The following is a 17459-nucleotide window of genomic DNA, read 5'->3' on the forward strand; positions in this document are numbered from 1 at the left end:
TTCCGTCCCTCGCAAGCGCAGGAGTCTCACCCATGTCTCAGGACCGCGTCGTCGTCGTCACCGGTGGAAACCGGGGCATCGGTCGTGCCATCGCCGAGCGCTTCGTCGCGGAGGGGTGGCGCGTCGCCGTCACCGCCCGCTCGGGCGAGGGCCCCGAGGGCACCCTCACGGTGCGCGCCGACGTCACCGACGCCGCCGCCGTCGACGCCGCCTTCTCGCGGGTGGAGGCCGAGCTCGGACCGATCGCCGTGGTCGTGGCCAACGCCGGCGTCACCAAGGACACTCTGCTGCTGCGCATGACCGAAGACGACTTCGACAGCGTCGTCAACACGAACCTCGGGGGAGCGTTCCGCGTGGTCAAGCGTGCCTCGAAGGGCATGCTGAAGGCACGGTGGGGCCGCGTCATCCTCATCTCCAGCGTCGTCGGACTGTACGGTTCGGCCGGTCAGATCAACTACGCGGCGTCGAAGAGCGCCCTCGTCGGTTTCGCCCGCTCACTCACGCGCGAGCTCGGGGGGCGCGGGATCACCGCGAACGTCGTTGCTCCGGGCTTCATCGAGACAGACATGACGGCCGAGCTTCCGGCCGACACGCAGGCCGACTACAAGAAGAGCATCCCCGCGGGGCGCTTCGCCTCTCCCGACGAGGTCGCCGGTGTCGTCACCTGGCTCGCCGGCGATGACGCCGCCTACATCTCGGGCGCCGTGATCCCGGTCGACGGCGGCCTCGGCATGGGGCACTGACGAGGCAGGACCCTCCTGGGGCGCGGGTCGTCGGCCGACAGGGTGCACGTCACGACGGTGAACGGGATGCCGTGCCGGCGGTCGTCGTGGAGCGGGCTCGGGTCGGTGGGGATGCGTGCCGAGACCGTCAGCACCGCGCCGTCGGTTCGCCGGCGCACGACGAACCACACCCGGCCATGCAGGGCGCGGCGCCGTCCACGCCCGCCGCGTCAGCGCGGCAGCAGCGCGATGACCTGGGCCAGGTCGACGTCGCCGATCACGAGGTCGGCGCGCTCGCGCACGGCGGGCTTGGCGTTGAACGCCAGCCCCAGGCCGGCCGTCGCCATCATCTCGAGGTCGTTCGCGCCGTCGCCGATCGCGAAGGTGAGTGAGAGGGGCACGCCGTGTTCCGCCGCCCAGGCGCGCAGCGTCTCGGCCTTCGCCGTGGCATCCACGATCGCGCCGTCGACCTCGCCGGTGAGCGCGCCGTCGACGGCGACGAGCCGGTTGGCGCGCCAGACGTCGACTCTCAGGTCGGGGGCGACGGTGTCGAGCACCTCGTGGAACCCGCCCGACACGACGCCGACGACCCCACCGCGCTCGTGCACAGCGGCGATGAGTTCGCGCACGCCGGGCGTGGGTTCGATGCGGGCGATCGCCCGGGCGAAGGCCTCGGTCGGCACGCCCGTGAGGGCGGTGACCCGCGAGCGCAGGCTCGTGGCGAAGTCGACCTCGCCGCGCATCGCGGCCTCGGTCGCCGCGGCCACCTCGGCGCCTCGGCCGGCTTCGTCGGCGAGGAGTTCGATGACCTCGTTGCGGATCAGGGTGGAGTCGGCATCGAGCACGACGAGGAATCGGGCGGGCGCAGGCACGCGCTCGACCCTAGCGGGTCGGGCCGCGGGTCCCGCGTCGCGCGGCGTCACGCGCGGCGCCGTCACCGGCATCGCCGCGTAGGCTTTCGCGGTACCCCGAACCCCTCAGAAGGGACCCTCCATGGCCGATGTCGAGAGCTTCACCCTGGATCACACCGCCGTGCTGGCGCCCTACGTGCGCCTGATCGGCTCGGAGTCGGGCCCGCGCGGCGACGTCATCTCCAACTTCGATCTGCGCCTCGTGCAGCCGAACGAGCAGGAGATCCCCACGGCGGGGCTCCACACGATCGAGCACCTGCTCGCGAGCCTCGTGCGCGACCGCATCGAGGGTCTCATCGACATCTCGCCGTTCGGATGCCGCACCGGCTTCCACGTCATCATGTGGGGCGAGCCCGCGGTTGCCGACCTCGTCGAGGCCATCACGGGCTCGCTGCGCGCGATCGCCGACGACGTGCAGTGGGACGACGTGCCCGGCACCGACGCGTTCAGCTGCGGCAACTACCGCGACCACAGCCTGCACAGCGCCCGCGAGTGGTCGAAGGTCGTGCTCGACAAGGGCATCAGCCGCGACGCGTTCGCGCGCGTGGGCGTCTGATCCGACGTCGGTGCGGAGGCGGTGATCAGCCGGGACGCGTTCACGCGCGTAGGTGTCTGAGCGTCGCCCCATAAGAACGTGGAAGGGGCGGTGACCATCGCGGTCACCGCCCCTTCCGGCATCCAGGATCCCGGCATCCGGGGTCTGGATCACGCTCACGCGTGGACGTGCACGTCCTTACCGACGACGGTGATGCCCGTCTCGGTGACGGTGAAACCGCGGGCCAGGTCGCGTTCGCGGTCGACGCCGATGGTGGCGCCCGGTTCGAGCACGACGTTCTTGTCGAGGATCGCGCGGTGGATGCGGGCTCCCGCGCCGACCTGCACGCTGTCGAAGAGCACCGAGTCGGTGATGGTCGAGCCGCCACCCGCGAGGGCCCAGGGGCCGACGACGCTGCGCTCGAGGTGGGTGCCCGAGAGCACCGAACCGAGCGAGACGATCGAGTCGATCGCGTTGCCGATGCGTCCGACCGAGTCGCGCACGAACTTCGCCGGCGGGGCGTTGAACGTCTGCGAGTAGATCGGCCAGTCGGTGTTGTACAGGTTGAAGATCGGCAGGGTCGAGATCAGGTCCATGTGGGCGTCGTAGAACGACTCGATCGTGCCCACGTCGCGCCAGTACGAGCGGTCGCGCGGCGTGGAGCCCGGAACGTCGTTGCGCTGGAAGTCGTAGACGGCCGCTTCGCCGCGGTCGACGAACCAGGGCACGATGTCGCCGCCCATGTCGTGCGCCGAGGTCGGCAGCTCACCGTCGTGCGTGACGGCTTCGACCAGCGCATCGGCGTCGAAGATGTAGTTGCCCATCGACGCGAGCACCTCGTGCGGGGCGTCGGCGAGTCCGGTGGGGTTCTGCGGCTTCTCGAGGAACGCGCGGATCTTCGTGGGGTCGGTCGGGTCGGTGTCGATGACGCCGAACTGATTCGCGAGCCCGATGGGCTGACGGATGCCGGCCACCGTGGCGCGGGCGTCGGAAGCGATGTGCGCGTCGAGCATCTGCTTGAAGTCCATGCGGTACACGTGGTCGGCACCGATGACGGCCACGATGTCGGGCTTCTCGTCGCGGATGAGGTTCATCGACTGCAGGATCGCGTCGGCCGAACCCGAGAACCATCGCTTGCCGAGACGCTGCTGCGCCGGCACCGACGCCACGTAGGCGTTCAGCATCGGCGACATGCGCCAGGTCTGCGAGATGTGGCGGTCGAGGCTGTGCGACTTGTACTGCGTGAGCACGACCAACTGACGCAACCCCGAGTTGATGAGGTTGGAGATGGCGAAGTCGATCAGGCGGTACTGGCCTCCGAACGGCACGGCGGGTTTCGCGCGGTCGGCCGTAAGGGGCATGAGACGCTTTCCCTCGCCGCCGGCGAGGATGATTCCGAAGACCTTCGGCGCTGCAGGCATGGCACCACACTAGGGGTCGAAAACTCCCGCGACTACACGCGGCGCGTCGCTTGACGGGTGTACTACCGTTCGTGTCATGCGCGTCGACATCGTGACCAAGGAATACCCGCCGGAGATCTACGGCGGTGCGGGTGTCCACGCCACCGAACTGGTGCGCGCGCTGCGTGCCGAGGGCACCGAGGTGCAGGTCCGCGCCTTCGGTGCGGCGCGCGACGAGGACGACACGACGTCGTACGGCGTCCCGGCGGAGCTCTCCTCCGCGAACGGCGCGATCCAGACGCTCGGCACCGACCTCGAGATCGTCTCCGACATCGCCGGCGCCGACGTCGTGCACTCCCACACCTGGTACGCGAACTTCGCCGGACACCTCGCGTCGCTGCTGCACGGCATCCCGCACATCGTCACCGCGCACAGCCTCGAGCCGCTGCGCCCGTGGAAGGCCGAGCAGCTCGGCGGCGGCTACGCCGTGTCGAGCTACATCGAGAAGACCGCCTACGAGGGAGCCGCCGCGGTCGTCGCGGTGAGTTCGGGTATGCGCGACGACATCCTGCGCAGCTACCCCGCTCTCGACCCCGCCAAGGTGCGCGTGATCTACAACGGCATCGACACCGAGTCGTGGCATCCGGTGTCGGACGACGCGTTCCTGTCGTCGGTCGGCATCGACCCCGCGCGGCCCTCGGTCGTGTTCGTCGGACGCATCACCCGTCAGAAGGGGCTGCCCTACCTGCTGCGCGCGGCGGAGCAGCTGCCCCCCGAGGTGCAGCTGGTGCTGTGCGCGGGGGCGCCCGACACCCCGCAGATCATGGCCGAGGTGCAGGAGCTCGTGCGCGGTCTGCAGGCCACGCGCGACGGCGTCGTCTGGATCGACCGACTGCTGCCGCGGGGCGAGCTGTGCGCGATCCTCACCTCGGCGACGACGTTCGTGTGCCCCTCGGTCTACGAGCCGCTGGGCATCGTGAACCTCGAGGCCATGGCGTGCGGTGCCGCGGTCGTCGGCACGGCCACCGGGGGGATCCCCGAGGTCGTCGTCGACGGCGTCACCGGCCGTCTCGTGCCCATCGAGCAGGTGCAGGACGGCACGGGCACGCCCGTCGACCCCGAGCGCTTCGTCGACGACCTGGCCCGCGTGCTCACCGAGGTGGTGACGGATGCCGAGACCGCCCGCGCCTACGGACAGGCCGGTCGCCAGCGCGCCATCGACGACTTCAGCTGGGCGGCGATCGCCGAGACCACGACGGCGCTGTACGCGGAGGTGGCGGGGAAGTAGCGGGCGGCGCCGTCGGGTGCGCGCGGTACGCCGAGGTCTCGGGCCTCGCGGTGCCGCGGCGCCTCGCCGCGCGGGCCGCGTCGCACCCGGCCCGGCGTGTCGGGGCCAGTAGGCTAGCCCCATGCCGCAGGTGCTCGAATTCTCCGATGTCGTCGTCCGCCGCAACGGTCGGGACATCGTGTCCCACCTCGACTGGACGGTCTCGGATGACGAGCGCTGGGTCGTCCTCGGACCGAACGGCGCCGGCAAGACCACGGTGCTGCAGCTCGCCGACACGCTTCTGCATCCCACCTCGGGCTCCGTCACGATCCTCGGCGAGCAGCTCGGGCGCACCGACGTGTTCGAGCTGCGTCCGCGCATCGGCTTCGCCTCGTCGGCGATGGCCCGCCGCGTCCCGCCCGAGGAGAGCGTGCTCGACGTGGTGCTCACCGCCGCGTTCTCGGTCGTGGGGCGCTGGCGCGAGGACTACGACGACATCGACGAGCGACGCGCGCTGCGGGTGCTCGCCGAGTGGAAGCTCGACCACCTCGCCGACCGCACGTTCGGCACGCTCAGCGACGGCGAGCAGAAGCGCGTGCAGATCGCCCGCGCCGTCATGACCGACCCCGAACTGCTGCTGCTCGACGAGCCCACGGCCAGCCTCGACCTCGGCGCGCGCGAGGAACTGCTCGCACTGCTGTCGGGATATGCGCAGGCCCCCACGACGCCCGCGATGGTGATGGTGACGCACCACGTCGAGGAGATCCCCGTCGGCTTCACGCACGTGCTGCTGTTGCGCGACGGCGAGGTCGTGGCATCCGGACCCCTCGATGAGGCCCTCACGGCCGAGAACCTCTCGTCGACGTTCGGGCTGAACATCACGTTGACGCACGAAGCCGGCCGCTACGCGGCGCGCGCGGTCTGAGCGCGACCGGCGTTCGCGTGCGGGCCTGGTAGACTCTTCCGTTGGTGCCTACGGCGCCGCCGACTTTGACGTCCTGGCAGAATCCAGGGCACCACTTCTCAAAGGACCTCCCATGCAGACTGACATCCACCCCACGTACAAGGCCGTCGTCTTCCGCGACCTCGGTTCGGGGGACACCTTCCTGACCCGTTCGACGGTCTCGAGCGACAAGACGATCGAGCTCGACGGCGTGGAGTACCCCGTCATCGACGTGGAAATCTCGTCGGCCTCGCACCCCTTCTACACGGGTAAGCAGCGCATCATGGACTCGGCCGGTCGCGTCGAGAAGTTCAACCAGCGCTTCAAGAACTTCGGCGGTCGTTGATCCCCACGGATCCGTCGCGAAAGCCCCTCGTCCTTCGGGACGGGGGGCTTTTTTCGCGCTCGTCAACACGGCGCGGCGGGGGAGGCGTGCGGTGCGAGCGCGGAGTCGTTGGGCGCAAGCGAGGAGTGGTGCGGTGCGAGCTAGTTGTGTGGGGCGAGCTAGCCGTGGGTGCGAGCTAGCCGTGCAGCGCGAGCGAGCCTGACCGTTCGTACGCTCCCAGGTCGGCGCGCCGGTCGGTCCACATCCGCTGGTCGCCGCGGACGGCATCCACGAGGGCGGGATCGATGTCGGCGACGGCCAATCCCTCGCGCTCGGTGACGTCGGCGATGCGGCGGCCGAGGGGGTCGAAGATCGCCGAGCCGCCGATGAAGTCGCTCGGGGCGCCGACGAGACCGCTGTAGACGACGTAGATGCCGTTGTCGAGCGCGCGTGCGGCCAGGTGCAGGTCGCGACGGCGTTCGCCACCGGGGAAGTACGCTCCGCTGTTGAGGTAGACGGTGGCCCCTGCGGCGGCCGCGGCGGCCGCGTGCTCGGGGAAGTTCGCGTCGTAGCAGACCGACAGGGCGAGCTCGACGCCGCCGACCTCGAAGGAGTATCCGCGTGTTCCCGGGGTGAAGATCGCCCTCTCGGGTGCGTGGAGGTGCTGCTTGGCGTACGCGGGGTGAGGGGATCGACCGGGGGCGATCAGCAGGTCGGTGAGAGTGCGGTGCTCGCCGAGCTGAAGAGCGGTGTTCACGACGGCGACGACGCCGGTCTCATCGACGACGCTCTGCAGCGGGTGCAACCAGGCGACATCGTCGAGGTGCGGCAGGACGCCCGCGAAGACGGTCTCGTCGTAGCCGGTGAGGAACGCCTCGGGGAAGACGACGACGTCGGCTCCCTGGGCGGAGCCCTCGGCGACGAAGCGGGCGGCACGAGCGACGTTGCGCTCGAGCGCGCCGGGAACGGCCTCAGCCTGGACGGTGGCGATGCGGCAGGTCACGGGGACAGTCTGGCAGGGAGGTGCGGGGGACTCGCGGCCTCGCGGGCGACGCGGGGGTGGTGTGTGCGACTGGCGGCCGTGCGGGCGGGCGGGGGTGATCTGCGCGACTCGCGGCTACTCGGGTGGGACGGGGTGAGGTGTGCGACCGGCGGCCTCGCGGGCGGGTCGGGGGTGATGCGCGTGACTCACGGTTTCGCGGGAGGGCGGGGGTGGTGTGCGCGACTCGCAGCCTCGGGGGCGGGGTCGGCGGGGTCGGGGGTGATGCGCGATAGGCGCCGTTCCTAGAACGGTGGGGGATCGGTGCCGTACGTGCCGCCGAGGGGCGACGTCCAGGCCGTGGGCCCGCCGGTCGTGTGCGCGATGTCCCATCGCGACTCGTGGCGTAGGCGATGGTGATGTCGGCACTTCGGGTCGAGGTTGTCGTCGTCGGTAGTTCCGCCGTCGGCCCAGGCGGTGAGGTGGTCGATGTCGCAGTCTCGGGCCGCTCGGCCGCAGCCGGGGAAGACGCAGGTGGGTGAGGTGACGCCGAGCCACCGCCGCAGCGCGGCGGGAACGCGATAGGTCTTGCGGTCGAGAACCAGTGGCGCCCCGGTGACGGGGTGGGTGAGGAGCCGGATCCACGATGTGGCGGTGCCGGCCAGCCGCCGGGCCGTGTCGAGGTCGATGGGGCCGTAGCCCTCCAAGGTCGCGGGCTCGCTGTCGGCACCGAGAAGGGTGAGAGCGGGAATGGTGACGACGACGGTCGCCGGGGGAGCCGCGCGGAAGGTGCGGGGTGCTGTCCCTGACGTCGGCGCGCCGGCCGGGCGCGCCGCCTCGGTGGCCGTCGTCGCACCCTCAGCGGGAGCGGGCGCCTCATCGCCCGTCGTCGTGACGAGGTCGGCGAACGCATCCGCTCGCAACTGCGCCAGCGTGCGGTCTTCGTCGTCGCGCGAGCGGAGGTGACGGGCCGTCTGATCGAGCGTGGACATCACGGCTCTCGCCCGATCGGCGGGCAGGAGCGCGTGCAGCGTGGCCATGCCGTCGAGCTCTGGCGTCATCCATACGGCACGGTCGTCTGCGGCCCGACGGTGCCGGGTTTCGAGGGACTCGGCGTGGACGCGCTCGCGCACCGCCCTCGCCGCGACGAAGAACTTCGCGGGTGGGAGGACGAGCGCCCGGGCGCACGCCTCATCGTCGAAGCGATGGAAGGCCGCCGTATCGCCCGCGGGGAGGGTCGACGCCAGGCGAGCCGCGTCGACGGCGTGCTTCTCGGATATGCGACCGTCGCCGAACGCCGCCCAGAGCTGCGGACAACCGCCGACAAGCGTGCGTGCGTGGGCGGCGCGCGTTCGCACGGTCTGCTCCGAGAGGTGCAGCCGTACCGCGATCTCGGCGACGGCGGCGCGTTCCGCGAGGTCGACGCGGTCGCGCCGCACGGCCCGGGGCGTCCGCCCGCGGGCGTCGATCCAGGCGCGGTCGAGCGTGGGGTCGGGCCCGACCCAGGGCGCCGGGTCGAACGCCGCGTCGTCGAGGACCGTGAGAATCAGCCGGTACTCCTCGGCGGTCGCCCGCTGGTGCTCGCTCACGACGGTCTCGAGATGCCCCAGCCGCGCGTCGAGGTCGGAGGCCGCATCGGCCGCGCCGTGACCCCGATCGTGCGGGCTCTGGATCTGGAGGGGCGCGTCTTCATCGGTGGGTTCGGGCGCGGCATCCGTCCACCACTCGACGTCGCCGCACTCGCGCAACGCTGCCCACTCGGCATCCAGATCGAGGTCGTCGTCGGTCGGCCACGGCACCCCGTCGCACGCCCGGAACACCGGCGCGGGCCGGTCGGCGGGACGTGCGGTTCGGGTCATGGGAGAACGGTATCGGGGACCTCCGACATTGGCTGGCGGAGGGATGTCGCGGCGCGGGGATCGATGCGGGAGGACCGTTCGCGTGGTCCGGCGGAGCCAGGGCCATGCCGGGGAGCGGGCAGAAGTCGGCTCGGGCGGGCGCTGAGCGGGACGGATGCCGGAAGGCCCCGGAGTAGCCAGGCTCGAGGTCACAGGATCAACCAGGCCCATCGAGCGGAGCAGCCGCAGATCAGCGGACCGGCTGTGCCGCGTCGCGAAGAAAGCCATACCTCCGCGGATCGGCCGCGCCCGGTCGCGAAGAGAACCTCACCTCAGCGGATCGGCCACGCCCCGTCGATCGGCGCCGCCGCGGCATCCAGTCGACCGATCTTCACGAAATACTCGCTGAGGCTCGCCGCTTGCGCGCGGGCCCAGGCGATCTGGCGGGTGTGCAGTTCGTCGAGGGTGGGTGGCATCCAGGGGCCGAACTTCTCGGCGAGGGCCAGGGCGAGACGGCCCGCGGCGACCGCGTCGGCGCAGGCCTCGTGGGCGGATTCGAGCGGAACGGCGTAGTGCTCGGCGACGACCGACAGCGTGCGCTTGCCGCGCCGGTACCGGTCGTACGTCTTGTCGACGACGAGCGGATCGATCACGGGCGCGGGGGAGTGGATGGGCTCGACACCGTGGCGCAGGGCCTCGTACTTGAGCATCGAGAAATCGAACGGGGCGTTGTAGGCGACGACGGGGATGCCGGCGGCGAAGAGCGCGCCGAGCGCCTCGACGACCTCGGCCACCACGCGCGGGGCCGGCGCTCCCTCGGCGCGCGCGTGCGCGGTGGTCACGCCGTGGATCGCGGCCGCACCCGCGGGGATCTCGATGCCGGGATCGGCCAGCCAATCGCGGGCGTCGACCACCTGCCCGTCGGCGTCGAGCACACCGACGTGCGCGGTGACGATGCGGTCGTTCACGACGTCGACACCGGTGGTCTCGAGGTCGAAGACGCCGACGACACGCGTCCACTCGGGAATCTGGAAGAGCGGGAGCGGCTCGGCCTGCCACAGGGTCATGCGCCCACGGTAGAGCGGGGCTCCGACATGGCCGCCGAGGCGCGCAGGCCCGAAAGCGAAGAAGCCGGGGTCACGGGGCTCCGGCGCCCGCGCCCGCTCCGCCCGGCACGGCGATGTCGGACCCTGCTCATAGACTTCACGGATGCCGAACCCCTATGCCGCGCAGCTCGCCGAGATCCCCGTCGTGCGGCGCGAGGTCGCCCTGCTCGGTGGAACCACGGCCTACTGGGTCTACGGCGACGACACGGCCGCGACGACGATCGTGGCGGTGCACGGGTTCCGCGGCGAGCATCACGGGCTCGATCCGGTCGTGGCGCATCTGCCCGGCATCCGGGTCATCTCGCCCGATCTCCCCGGCTTCGGTGAGACCGCCCCTCTCGTCGGGCACGCGCACGACCTCGACACGTACGCCGAGTGGCTGCGGCAATTCGTTGAAACCGTCGCTCCGGATGCCGTCGTGCTCGGCCACTCGTTCGGATCGATCGTGGCGTCGGCCGCGGTCGCCGGTGGGCTCGCCACCCCGAAACTGATCCTGGTGAACCCGATCGGGGCGCCCGCGCTCGAGGGGCCGCGGGGGATCCTCACGCGTCTCGCCGTCTTCTACTACCTCGCCGGGGCGAAGCTGCCGCGCCCGGTGGGCGAGGGGCTGCTGCGCAACGGGATCATCGTGCGCGTGATGAGCAACGCCATGGCGAAGACGCGCGACCCCGCGCTGCGTCGCTTCGTGCACGAGCAGCACGACGAGTACTTCTCGCGGTTCGCCGATCGCGACGTGCTGCACGAGGCGTTCGTGACGAGCGTGTCGCACGACGTGCGAGCCTTCGCGCCGCGCATCGCGCAGCCGACGCTGCTCATCGCCGCCGAGAAAGACGACATCACGCCGATCGAGGCCGAGCGGCACCTCGCGACGCTCTTCCCGAACGCCGAGCTGGTCGAGATCCCCGAGGTCGGGCACCTCATCCATTACGAGACGCCGCGGGCGGCGGCATCCGCGATTCGGGAGTTCCTCGCCTAGGCGCAGGGGTGTCGCGGTCCGGCGGTCACTTCGTCGACGGGGCCGCGCGGGGTGTCAGGCCGGCGGGTCGGCCCTGCGCTTCGGTGGGCACCTCGTCGACGGGGCCGCGCGGGGTGTCAGGCCGGCGCGTCGGCCTTGCGCTTGCGGTACGCGTTGACGTTCATGCGGTTGCCGCAGTTGCCCGCGTCGCAGTAGCGTTTCGAGCCGTTCTTCGAGAAGTCGACGTACACGCCGTTGCAGTCGTCGGCGTCGCATACCCGCACGCGCCCGTACTCATCCGCGCGGATCACGTCGACGAACGCGAGCGCCGTCTCGACGAGGATGCGCGTGGCCAGCGGATCCGCCGGGTCGCTCGCGTGGATGTGCCAATCGAGCCCGTCGTGCCGAACGAGCTGAGGAAGGGCACGGCCGTCGGCGAGCATCGCGTTCACGAGGGGCACCGCTCCGTCGCGATCGACGCTCCAGAGGGGCAGCAGGCGTCCCCGGATGCCGCGGACGGCGGCGAGCTCGCCCGCGTCGCGGGTGCGGGATCCGGTGTACCCGTGCCGCTCGATGAAGGCCTCGAGGTCGGACACGTCGGTGAGCGTGTCGGCACCGCTGGTGTCGGTCTGCGGCAGGGTGTTGACGAGTTCCACGGCGGCGCGCAGCACGAGCTCCGTGTCACGAATGAAGATCATGTTGACTCCTGACATGTCGAGGTCGTACTGTCACGAGTGTAAACGTTCTTCACTCCTGACAGCAGGCATCGCATGACCACGTCGTCCGTCACCCTCCCGCGCCCCACGCATCGCGGATCCAGCGCCGTCACCGGCCTCGCGATCGCGGTCGCCTCGGCCCTCGCCTTCTCCTCCAGCGGTCCGTTCGTGAAGCCGCTGCTCGACGGCGGGTGGTCGCTGGGCGCGGTGCTGCTCGTGCGCATGGGCGTCGCCGCCCTGCTGCTCTCGCCGGCGCTCCTGCTCGCGATCCGACGGCAACGCGGGTTCCTGCGCCGTCACGGCCTGCTGATCGTCTCGTTCGGTCTCACCGCCGTCGCCGGGTGCCAGCTGTTCTACTTCGCCGCCATGCAGCGCATGCCCGTCGCCGTGGCACTGCTCATCCAGTACATCGCCCCCGTGCTGATCGTCATCGCCGTCTGGGTGCGCACGCGCCGTGCGCCGTCGAGAGCGGTACTGATCGGCTCGGTCGTCGCGATGGCCGGCCTCGTGCTCGTCGTCGACATCAGCGGAGCCCGGTTCGACCTGCTCGGCACGATCTTCGCGCTGTGCGCGGCCGTCTGCGCGGCGGCGTACTTCGTCATCGCCGGACGCGCGGGCGACGACCTCCCCCCGCTCGCCCTCGCCGCGGGCGGCCTGCTCACCGGCACGCTGCTCATGGGCGTGCTCGTCGGCACCGGGGTGCTGCCGTTCGCCGCGCCGTCGATCACGGTGACGCTGGCGGGGCTGGAGCTCCCCGGCATCCTGCCCCTGCTGTGGGTCGGCGCGGTCGCCACCACCGTGGGGTACGCGCTCGGGGTGATCGCGGTGCCGCTCATCGGGTCGCGGCTCGCGTCGTTCGTCGGGCTCAGCGAAGTGCTCTTCGCCCTGGGCTTCGCGTGGCTGCTGCTCGGTGAGACGCCCGCCCCGATCCAGTTCGTCGGCGGAGCGTTGATCCTGATCGGGGTCGTGCTCGTGCGATTGGATGCCGCGAGTCCGGCCGAGCGGAGCGCCGAGACGGCGAGTATCCCGGTGGTGCCGTCGCCGTAGGGCGGTGCGGCGGTGTGGGGCCGGCGCGTGAGCGCAGCCTGACCCGCCCGCCCCCGACCTAGATGTCCTCGCGCGCCAGCTGCATGAGCGGACCCACGCGGTAGCCGATGACCTCGCCCATCACGAGCGAGGTCTCGGTGCGCTCGACGCCCTCGATCGCGAGGATGCGCGCGTCGGTGTCGAAGAGGTGCTGCGTGTCGCGGCAGGCGACGCGCACGAGAAGGTCGACCTGGCCGCTGAGGCCGTGGGCCTGCAGCACCTCGGGCACTTTCGCGAGCTCCGCGCGGATCGCCGGCAACTCGGCCTGGCGCACGGTCACCTGCAGGAACGCCTCGATCGGAAAGCCCAGGGCCTCGGCCGACAGCGTGCGCTCGTACGACAGGAACACCCCGCCGCGTTCGAGGCGGCTCATGCGCGCCTGCACGGTGTTGCGCGAGAGGCCGAGCTTCTCGGCGAGTGCCACGACGGTGGCCCGCGGATCGGCGGCGAGGGCGCGGAGGAGGTCGAGGTCGACCGCGTCGAGCTTGCTCATGCTGCGAAACATTAGCAGCGGCGCGACCGTTCGCAATGGGCAGTGTGCTCAATATGACGGCGAGGTCTTGAGCGGGGTGCATTCCGCGCGTACGGTCGGCCTCGTCGGCGACGCTGCCGGCACCCGGACCGCCGACGCTCCCACGAGGGGCCCCGGCCGCACCTGGAGGGATGACGATGACGTACACCCAGACGCAGGATTCTTCGATCGGAAGAGCGCGCCACCACGACGATGAGGACGCCCTGCGGCTCCTGGAATCGGATGGGACCCGCGTCGCCGAGCCGACGCTCGATCCCTGGGTGAGCGACCTGTCTCCGCACGAGCTGCGCGCCCTCCACCGCGACATGGTCCTCACCCGCCGCCTCGATGCCGAGGGCGTCGCCCTGCAACGCCAGGGGCAGCTGGCGCTCTGGGCCCCGTGTCGCGGACAGGAGGCCACGCAGGTCGGAACGGCGCACGCCCTCGCCCCGGGCGACTTCGTCTTCCCGAGCTACCGCGAGCACGGCGTGCTCCTCGGCCGCGGCGCCCAGCCCGCCGACTACGTGCTCGCCTGGCGCGGCGAGGAGCACTCGGCCTACGACCACACGACCATCAACGCCGCCCCGCCCCAGATCATCATCGGAGCCCAGTCGCTGCACGCGACCGGGTGGGCGATGGGTGCGCAGCGCGACGGCTCCACCGACGTCGCCGTCGCGTATTACGGCGACGGGGCCACGAGCCAAGGCGACGTGAACGAGGCGATGGTGTTCGCTTCGTCGTTCCGTGCCCCCGTGGTGTTCGTCTGCTCGAACAACCAATGGGCGATCTCCGAGCCCGTCACCGTGCAGTCCGAGTTCCCCCTCGCGGGCCGGGCGCCGGGGTTCGGCATCCCGAGCCTGCGCATCGACGGAAACGACGCGCTCGCCTGCGTCGCGGCGATGCGGTGGGCGCTCGACCGCGCGCGCCGCGGGGAGGGACCCTCGTTCCTCGAGGCCGTGACCTACCGCATGGGCCCGCACACCACCAGCGACGACCCCACCCGGTACCGGGAACCGGGCGAGGTCGAGGCTTGGGCGGAGCGCGACCCCATCGCCCGGCTCGAGGCGTACCTGCGCGCCGAGGGGATGCTCGACGACGGCGGCCTCGCCGAGGTCGCCCGTGCCGCCGACGCACTCGCCGCCGAGGTGCGCGCCGCGTGCATCGGAGCCACCACCCGGGCACCCGAGACGATCTTCGACCACGTCTACGCCGAGCCGCACGCGGGGCTCGCGCAACAGAAAGCCGACTACGCGCAGTACCTCGCCGGATTCGAGGTGTCGCGATGACCGCCCTCACCCTCGGTGCCGCCATCAACGCCGGCCTGTCCGAAGCTCTCGAGAGCGATGACAAGGTGCTGCTCATGGGCGAGGACATCGGCAAGCTCGGCGGGGTCTTCCGTGTGACCGACGGCCTGCAGAAGCGCTTCGGCGCGCAGCGCGTCGTCGACACCCCGCTGGCCGAAGCGGGCATCGTCGGTACCGCCGTCGGACTCGCCCTACGCGGCTACCGGCCCGTCGTCGAGATCCAGTTCGACGGTTTCGTCTACCCCGCGTTCGACCAGATCGTCTGCCAGGTCGCGAAGCTGCACTACCGCAGCAACGGGCGGATCCGGATGCCACTGGTCATCCGCATCCCGTGGGCCGGGGGCGTGGGCGCCGCCGAGCACCACTCCGAGTCTCCCGAGGCGTACTTCGTGCACACCGCGGGGCTCCGCGTCGTAGCCGCCAGCAACCCGCAGGACGCCTACGTGATGCTGCAGCAGGCCGTGGCATCCGATGATCCGGTCATCTTCTTCGAACCCAAGCGCCTCTACCACTCCAAAGGCGAGGTCGACCTGGACGCCGACCTCTCGGACGCCCCGCCCATGCACCTCGCCCGCATCGCCCGCGAGGGCATCGACGCGACGATCGTCACCTACGGCGCGCAGGTGCGGACGGCACTCGATGCCGCGCTCGCCGCGGAAGACGAGGGGATCTCGCTCGAGGTCGTCGACCTGCGTTCCCTGTCGCCCCTCGATCTGAACACGATCGCGGCGTCGGTGCGCAAGACCGGCCGGGTCGTCGTCACCCACGAAGCCGCCCGCGAGGCAGGTCTCGGTGCGGAGCTGGTGGCGAGCATCACCGAGCAGTGCTTCGAGTACCTCGAGGCGCCGCCGATGCGGGTCACCGGCCACGACATCCCCTACCCGCCGTCGAAGCTCGAGAAGCACCACGTGCCCGACCTGGATCGCATCCTGCACGCGGTGGACCGGGTGCTCGATCGCGGGACGGGTGCGGTCGCAGCCGCCGCGACCCCCGCCGGAGTCCGCGTCGACGGGGGTGTCCGATGATCGCCGAGTTCCTGCTGCCCGACCTCGGTGAGGGACTGCCCGAGGCCGAGATCGTGCAGTGGCACGTGGCCGAGGGCGACCAAGTCACCCTCAACCAGACCATCGCCGAGGTCGAGACGGCCAAGGCCATCGTCGAGATCCCCTCGCCGTACGCGGGCACCGTGCAGGGACTGCACGCCGCCGCCGGCGACGTCGTGGCCGTGGGGGCACCGCTGGTGTCCTTCGCCGTGGCGGGGGCCGACGATGAGCCCGACGCCCCCGCCGCCGCCGCCGAGGGCCGGGCCGTCGAGACCGTCGTCGAGGCGCCCGTCGAGGCTCCCGCCGACGACATCGCCGCCCGCGCGACCCCGAACCTGGTGGGCTACGGCGCGGCTCCGTCGTCGGGCGGTCGCCCCCGGCGGCGAGCGCGCGGCGTCACCGCGACCCTCGACGCCGACGCCGCCGTCGACACCGCGGTGCGCGAAGCCGCCCCGCACGACGTGCTGCGCACCGGCCCCATCGATCTGCCGATGGAGCGTCCGCGCTCGACGCCGCCGGTGCGCAAGCTCGCGAAAGACCTGGGCGTCGATCTCGTGCTCGTCGCCGCCGCTCACCCCGGTGAAGCGGTCACGCGCACGCACGTCGAGGAGTACGCCGCGCGCGCGGACTCCTCCCTCGCCTCCACCCCCACGTCGACGGTCCCCCCGGCCTCGTCTCCCGGCGCGCGCGAGACCCGCACGCCGATCCGCGGAGTGCGCAAGCACACCGCCGCGGCGATGGTGCGCAGCGCCTTCACCGCTCCGCACGCGACGACCTTCCTCACGGTCGACGTCACCGCGACGACCGAGTTGCTGGCATCCCTCAAGCACGATCGCGCCCTCGACGGTCACCGCATCGGAGTGCTCGCGATCGTCGCGAAGGCCGTGTGCCTCGCCCTCGGGCGCACGCCCGCGCTGAACGCGCGATGGGACGAGGCGGCGGGTGAGATCGTCGAGCACCACTACGTCGGCCTCGGCATCGCCGCCGCGACCGAGCGCGGGCTGGTGGTGCCGGTGATCCCGGATGCCGACGGCCTCGACCTCGTCGACCTCGCCGACGCGATCGCGGAACTCGCCGCCACCGCGCGGGCCGGGCGTACCTCGCCGGCGGCGATGACGGGCGGCACGTTCTCGATCACCAACGTGGGCGTGTTCGGAGTGGATGCCGGTACCCCGATCCTCAACCCGGGTGAGGCCGGGATCCTTGCCGTCGGGGCCGTCCGCCGCACGCCGTGGGAGCACCACGGCGAGATCGCGCTGCGCGACGTGCTGACGCTCAGCCTGTCGTTCGACCACCGTCTCGTCGACGGCGCCGAGGCGGCCCGGTTCCTCACCGACGTCGCCGGGGTGCTGCGCGAACCCGGGAGGGCGATGCTGCTGCGGTGAGCTCGGGCCGAGCGCTGGGGTGGCGGGTGCGTCGAGTGTCCAGGACACGCCGGGGAGGGGCTTCGGAATGCGGCGTGTCTTGGACACTCGTGTGCGTGTGCGTGTGCGTGTGCGTGTGCGTGTGCGTGTGCGTGTGCGGGTGCGAGTGGGTTCGGGTTCGCGGCCGTGCGGCGTCGTGAGGCGGGTCGAGTGACCCGGGCAGGCGGCGCAGGGTTCGACGCCGAGTGGCGTCGTGACACAGGTTGAGTGTCCAGGACATGCCGCGAGAGGGTTCCGCCGTGCGGCGTGTCTTGGACACTCGACAGGGGGCGGGGCGAATGAGGCGGGTTCGACGCCGGGCGGCGTCGTGAGGCGGGTCGAGTGACCCGGGCAGGCGGCGCAGGGTTCGACGCCGAGTGGCCGTCGTGACACAGGTTGAGTGTCCAGGACATGC

General features: G+C 71.4%; 17 protein-coding genes. 10 read left to right on the plus strand and 7 right to left on the minus strand.

Annotated elements, in window-relative coordinates; genetic code table 11:
- The first annotated feature begins 32 nt into the window (after nucleotides 1-32).
- Nucleotides 33-743 carry a 3-oxoacyl-ACP reductase FabG gene (gene fabG, locus IFU19_RS03965; RefSeq protein WP_055837650.1) on the plus strand — a complete coding sequence of 237 codons (711 nt, stop codon included), beginning with the start codon at nucleotides 33-35 and terminating at the stop codon, nucleotides 741-743.
- Nucleotides 744-952: 209 nt separating this feature from the next.
- Here fabG and serB read toward each other — a convergent pair whose 3' ends face one another.
- Nucleotides 953-1594 carry a phosphoserine phosphatase SerB gene (serB, locus tag IFU19_RS03970; RefSeq protein ID WP_192012986.1) on the minus strand — a complete coding sequence of 214 codons (642 nt, stop codon included), beginning with the start codon at nucleotides 1592-1594 and terminating at the stop codon, nucleotides 953-955.
- A gap of 121 nt (nucleotides 1595-1715) precedes the next feature.
- Between serB and IFU19_RS03975 the strand changes: the two genes are divergently transcribed.
- Nucleotides 1716-2189 (plus strand): S-ribosylhomocysteine lyase, encoded by a 474-nt coding sequence (locus IFU19_RS03975; RefSeq protein ID WP_192012987.1) that lies wholly within the window; start codon nucleotides 1716-1718, stop codon nucleotides 2187-2189.
- A gap of 155 nt (nucleotides 2190-2344) precedes the next feature.
- Here the strand turns inward: IFU19_RS03975 and glgC are convergent, their stop codons facing one another.
- Entirely contained in the window at nucleotides 2345-3589 is a 1245-nt protein-coding gene (glgC, locus tag IFU19_RS03980; protein WP_055837638.1) for a glucose-1-phosphate adenylyltransferase, read from the minus strand.
- 76 nt (nucleotides 3590-3665) lie between these two features.
- Between glgC and glgA the strand changes: the two genes are divergently transcribed.
- From glgA to IFU19_RS03995, 3 genes are all read left to right on the plus strand, one after another.
- On the plus strand, nucleotides 3666-4856 hold the full coding sequence (glgA, locus tag IFU19_RS03985) for a glycogen synthase (RefSeq protein WP_192012988.1): 1191 nt from the start codon (nucleotides 3666-3668) through the stop codon (nucleotides 4854-4856).
- Between the two features lie 121 nt (nucleotides 4857-4977).
- Nucleotides 4978-5760, plus strand: coding sequence for an ABC transporter ATP-binding protein (locus IFU19_RS03990; RefSeq protein ID WP_055940109.1), 783 nt, complete (start codon nucleotides 4978-4980; stop codon nucleotides 5758-5760).
- A gap of 112 nt (nucleotides 5761-5872) precedes the next feature.
- Nucleotides 5873-6124 (plus strand): type B 50S ribosomal protein L31, encoded by a 252-nt coding sequence (locus IFU19_RS03995; protein ID WP_055837630.1) that lies wholly within the window; start codon nucleotides 5873-5875, stop codon nucleotides 6122-6124.
- A gap of 175 nt (nucleotides 6125-6299) precedes the next feature.
- On the opposite strand, the gene IFU19_RS04000 is transcribed toward IFU19_RS03995, so the two are convergent.
- The 3 genes from IFU19_RS04000 to IFU19_RS04010 all read right to left on the minus strand — a co-directional run bounded on the left by IFU19_RS04000 (nucleotide 6300) and on the right by IFU19_RS04010 (nucleotide 9987).
- Nucleotides 6300-7106 (minus strand): carbon-nitrogen hydrolase family protein, encoded by an 807-nt coding sequence (locus IFU19_RS04000; protein ID WP_192012989.1) that lies wholly within the window; start codon nucleotides 7104-7106, stop codon nucleotides 6300-6302.
- A gap of 281 nt (nucleotides 7107-7387) precedes the next feature.
- Nucleotides 7388-8941 (minus strand): HNH endonuclease signature motif containing protein, encoded by a 1554-nt coding sequence (locus tag IFU19_RS04005; RefSeq protein ID WP_192012990.1) that lies wholly within the window; start codon nucleotides 8939-8941, stop codon nucleotides 7388-7390.
- A 311-nt stretch (nucleotides 8942-9252) separates the two neighbouring features.
- The gene (locus IFU19_RS04010; protein ID WP_192012991.1) at nucleotides 9253-9987 is read right to left on the minus strand and encodes an exonuclease domain-containing protein; all 735 of its coding nucleotides are present in this window, start codon (nucleotides 9985-9987) and stop codon (nucleotides 9253-9255) included.
- A 142-nt stretch (nucleotides 9988-10129) separates the two neighbouring features.
- Here IFU19_RS04010 and IFU19_RS04015 point away from each other — a divergent pair, with 142 nt between their 5' ends.
- Nucleotides 10130-11002, plus strand: coding sequence for an alpha/beta fold hydrolase (locus IFU19_RS04015; protein WP_192012992.1), 873 nt, complete (start codon nucleotides 10130-10132; stop codon nucleotides 11000-11002).
- A gap of 116 nt (nucleotides 11003-11118) precedes the next feature.
- Here IFU19_RS04015 and IFU19_RS04020 read toward each other — a convergent pair whose 3' ends face one another.
- A complete protein-coding gene (locus tag IFU19_RS04020) occupies nucleotides 11119-11679 on the minus strand; it encodes a CGNR zinc finger domain-containing protein (protein WP_192012993.1) in 561 nt (186 codons plus the stop codon).
- Between the two features lie 72 nt (nucleotides 11680-11751).
- Between IFU19_RS04020 and IFU19_RS04025 the strand changes: the two genes are divergently transcribed.
- Nucleotides 11752-12744 (plus strand): EamA family transporter, encoded by a 993-nt coding sequence (locus IFU19_RS04025; protein WP_192012994.1) that lies wholly within the window; start codon nucleotides 11752-11754, stop codon nucleotides 12742-12744.
- A 58-nt stretch (nucleotides 12745-12802) separates the two neighbouring features.
- Here the strand turns inward: IFU19_RS04025 and IFU19_RS04030 are convergent, their stop codons facing one another.
- Nucleotides 12803-13276, minus strand: coding sequence for an Lrp/AsnC family transcriptional regulator (locus IFU19_RS04030; RefSeq protein ID WP_055837611.1), 474 nt, complete (start codon nucleotides 13274-13276; stop codon nucleotides 12803-12805).
- Between the two features lie 176 nt (nucleotides 13277-13452).
- Here IFU19_RS04030 and pdhA point away from each other — a divergent pair, with 176 nt between their 5' ends.
- Genes pdhA through IFU19_RS04045 form a run of 3 tightly spaced genes read left to right on the plus strand, consistent with a single transcriptional unit; the run spans nucleotide 13453 to nucleotide 17026 of the window.
- Entirely contained in the window at nucleotides 13453-14580 is a 1128-nt protein-coding gene (pdhA, locus tag IFU19_RS04035; protein ID WP_192012995.1) for a pyruvate dehydrogenase (acetyl-transferring) E1 component subunit alpha, read from the plus strand.
- A complete protein-coding gene (locus IFU19_RS04040; protein ID WP_192012996.1) occupies nucleotides 14577-15623 on the plus strand; it encodes an alpha-ketoacid dehydrogenase subunit beta in 1047 nt (348 codons plus the stop codon). The genes pdhA and IFU19_RS04040 overlap by 4 nt, the downstream gene beginning before the upstream one ends.
- Nucleotides 15620-17026 (plus strand): dihydrolipoamide acetyltransferase family protein, encoded by a 1407-nt coding sequence (locus IFU19_RS04045; protein WP_192012997.1) that lies wholly within the window; start codon nucleotides 15620-15622, stop codon nucleotides 17024-17026. Before IFU19_RS04040 ends, IFU19_RS04045 begins: the two co-directional genes overlap by 4 nt.
- Nucleotides 17027-17459 lie beyond the last annotated feature (433 nt).

Source organism: Microbacterium sp. CFBP 8794 (genome assembly GCF_014841235.1).
In the GTDB taxonomy this organism is placed as follows: Bacteria; Actinomycetota; Actinomycetes; order Actinomycetales; family Microbacteriaceae; genus Microbacterium.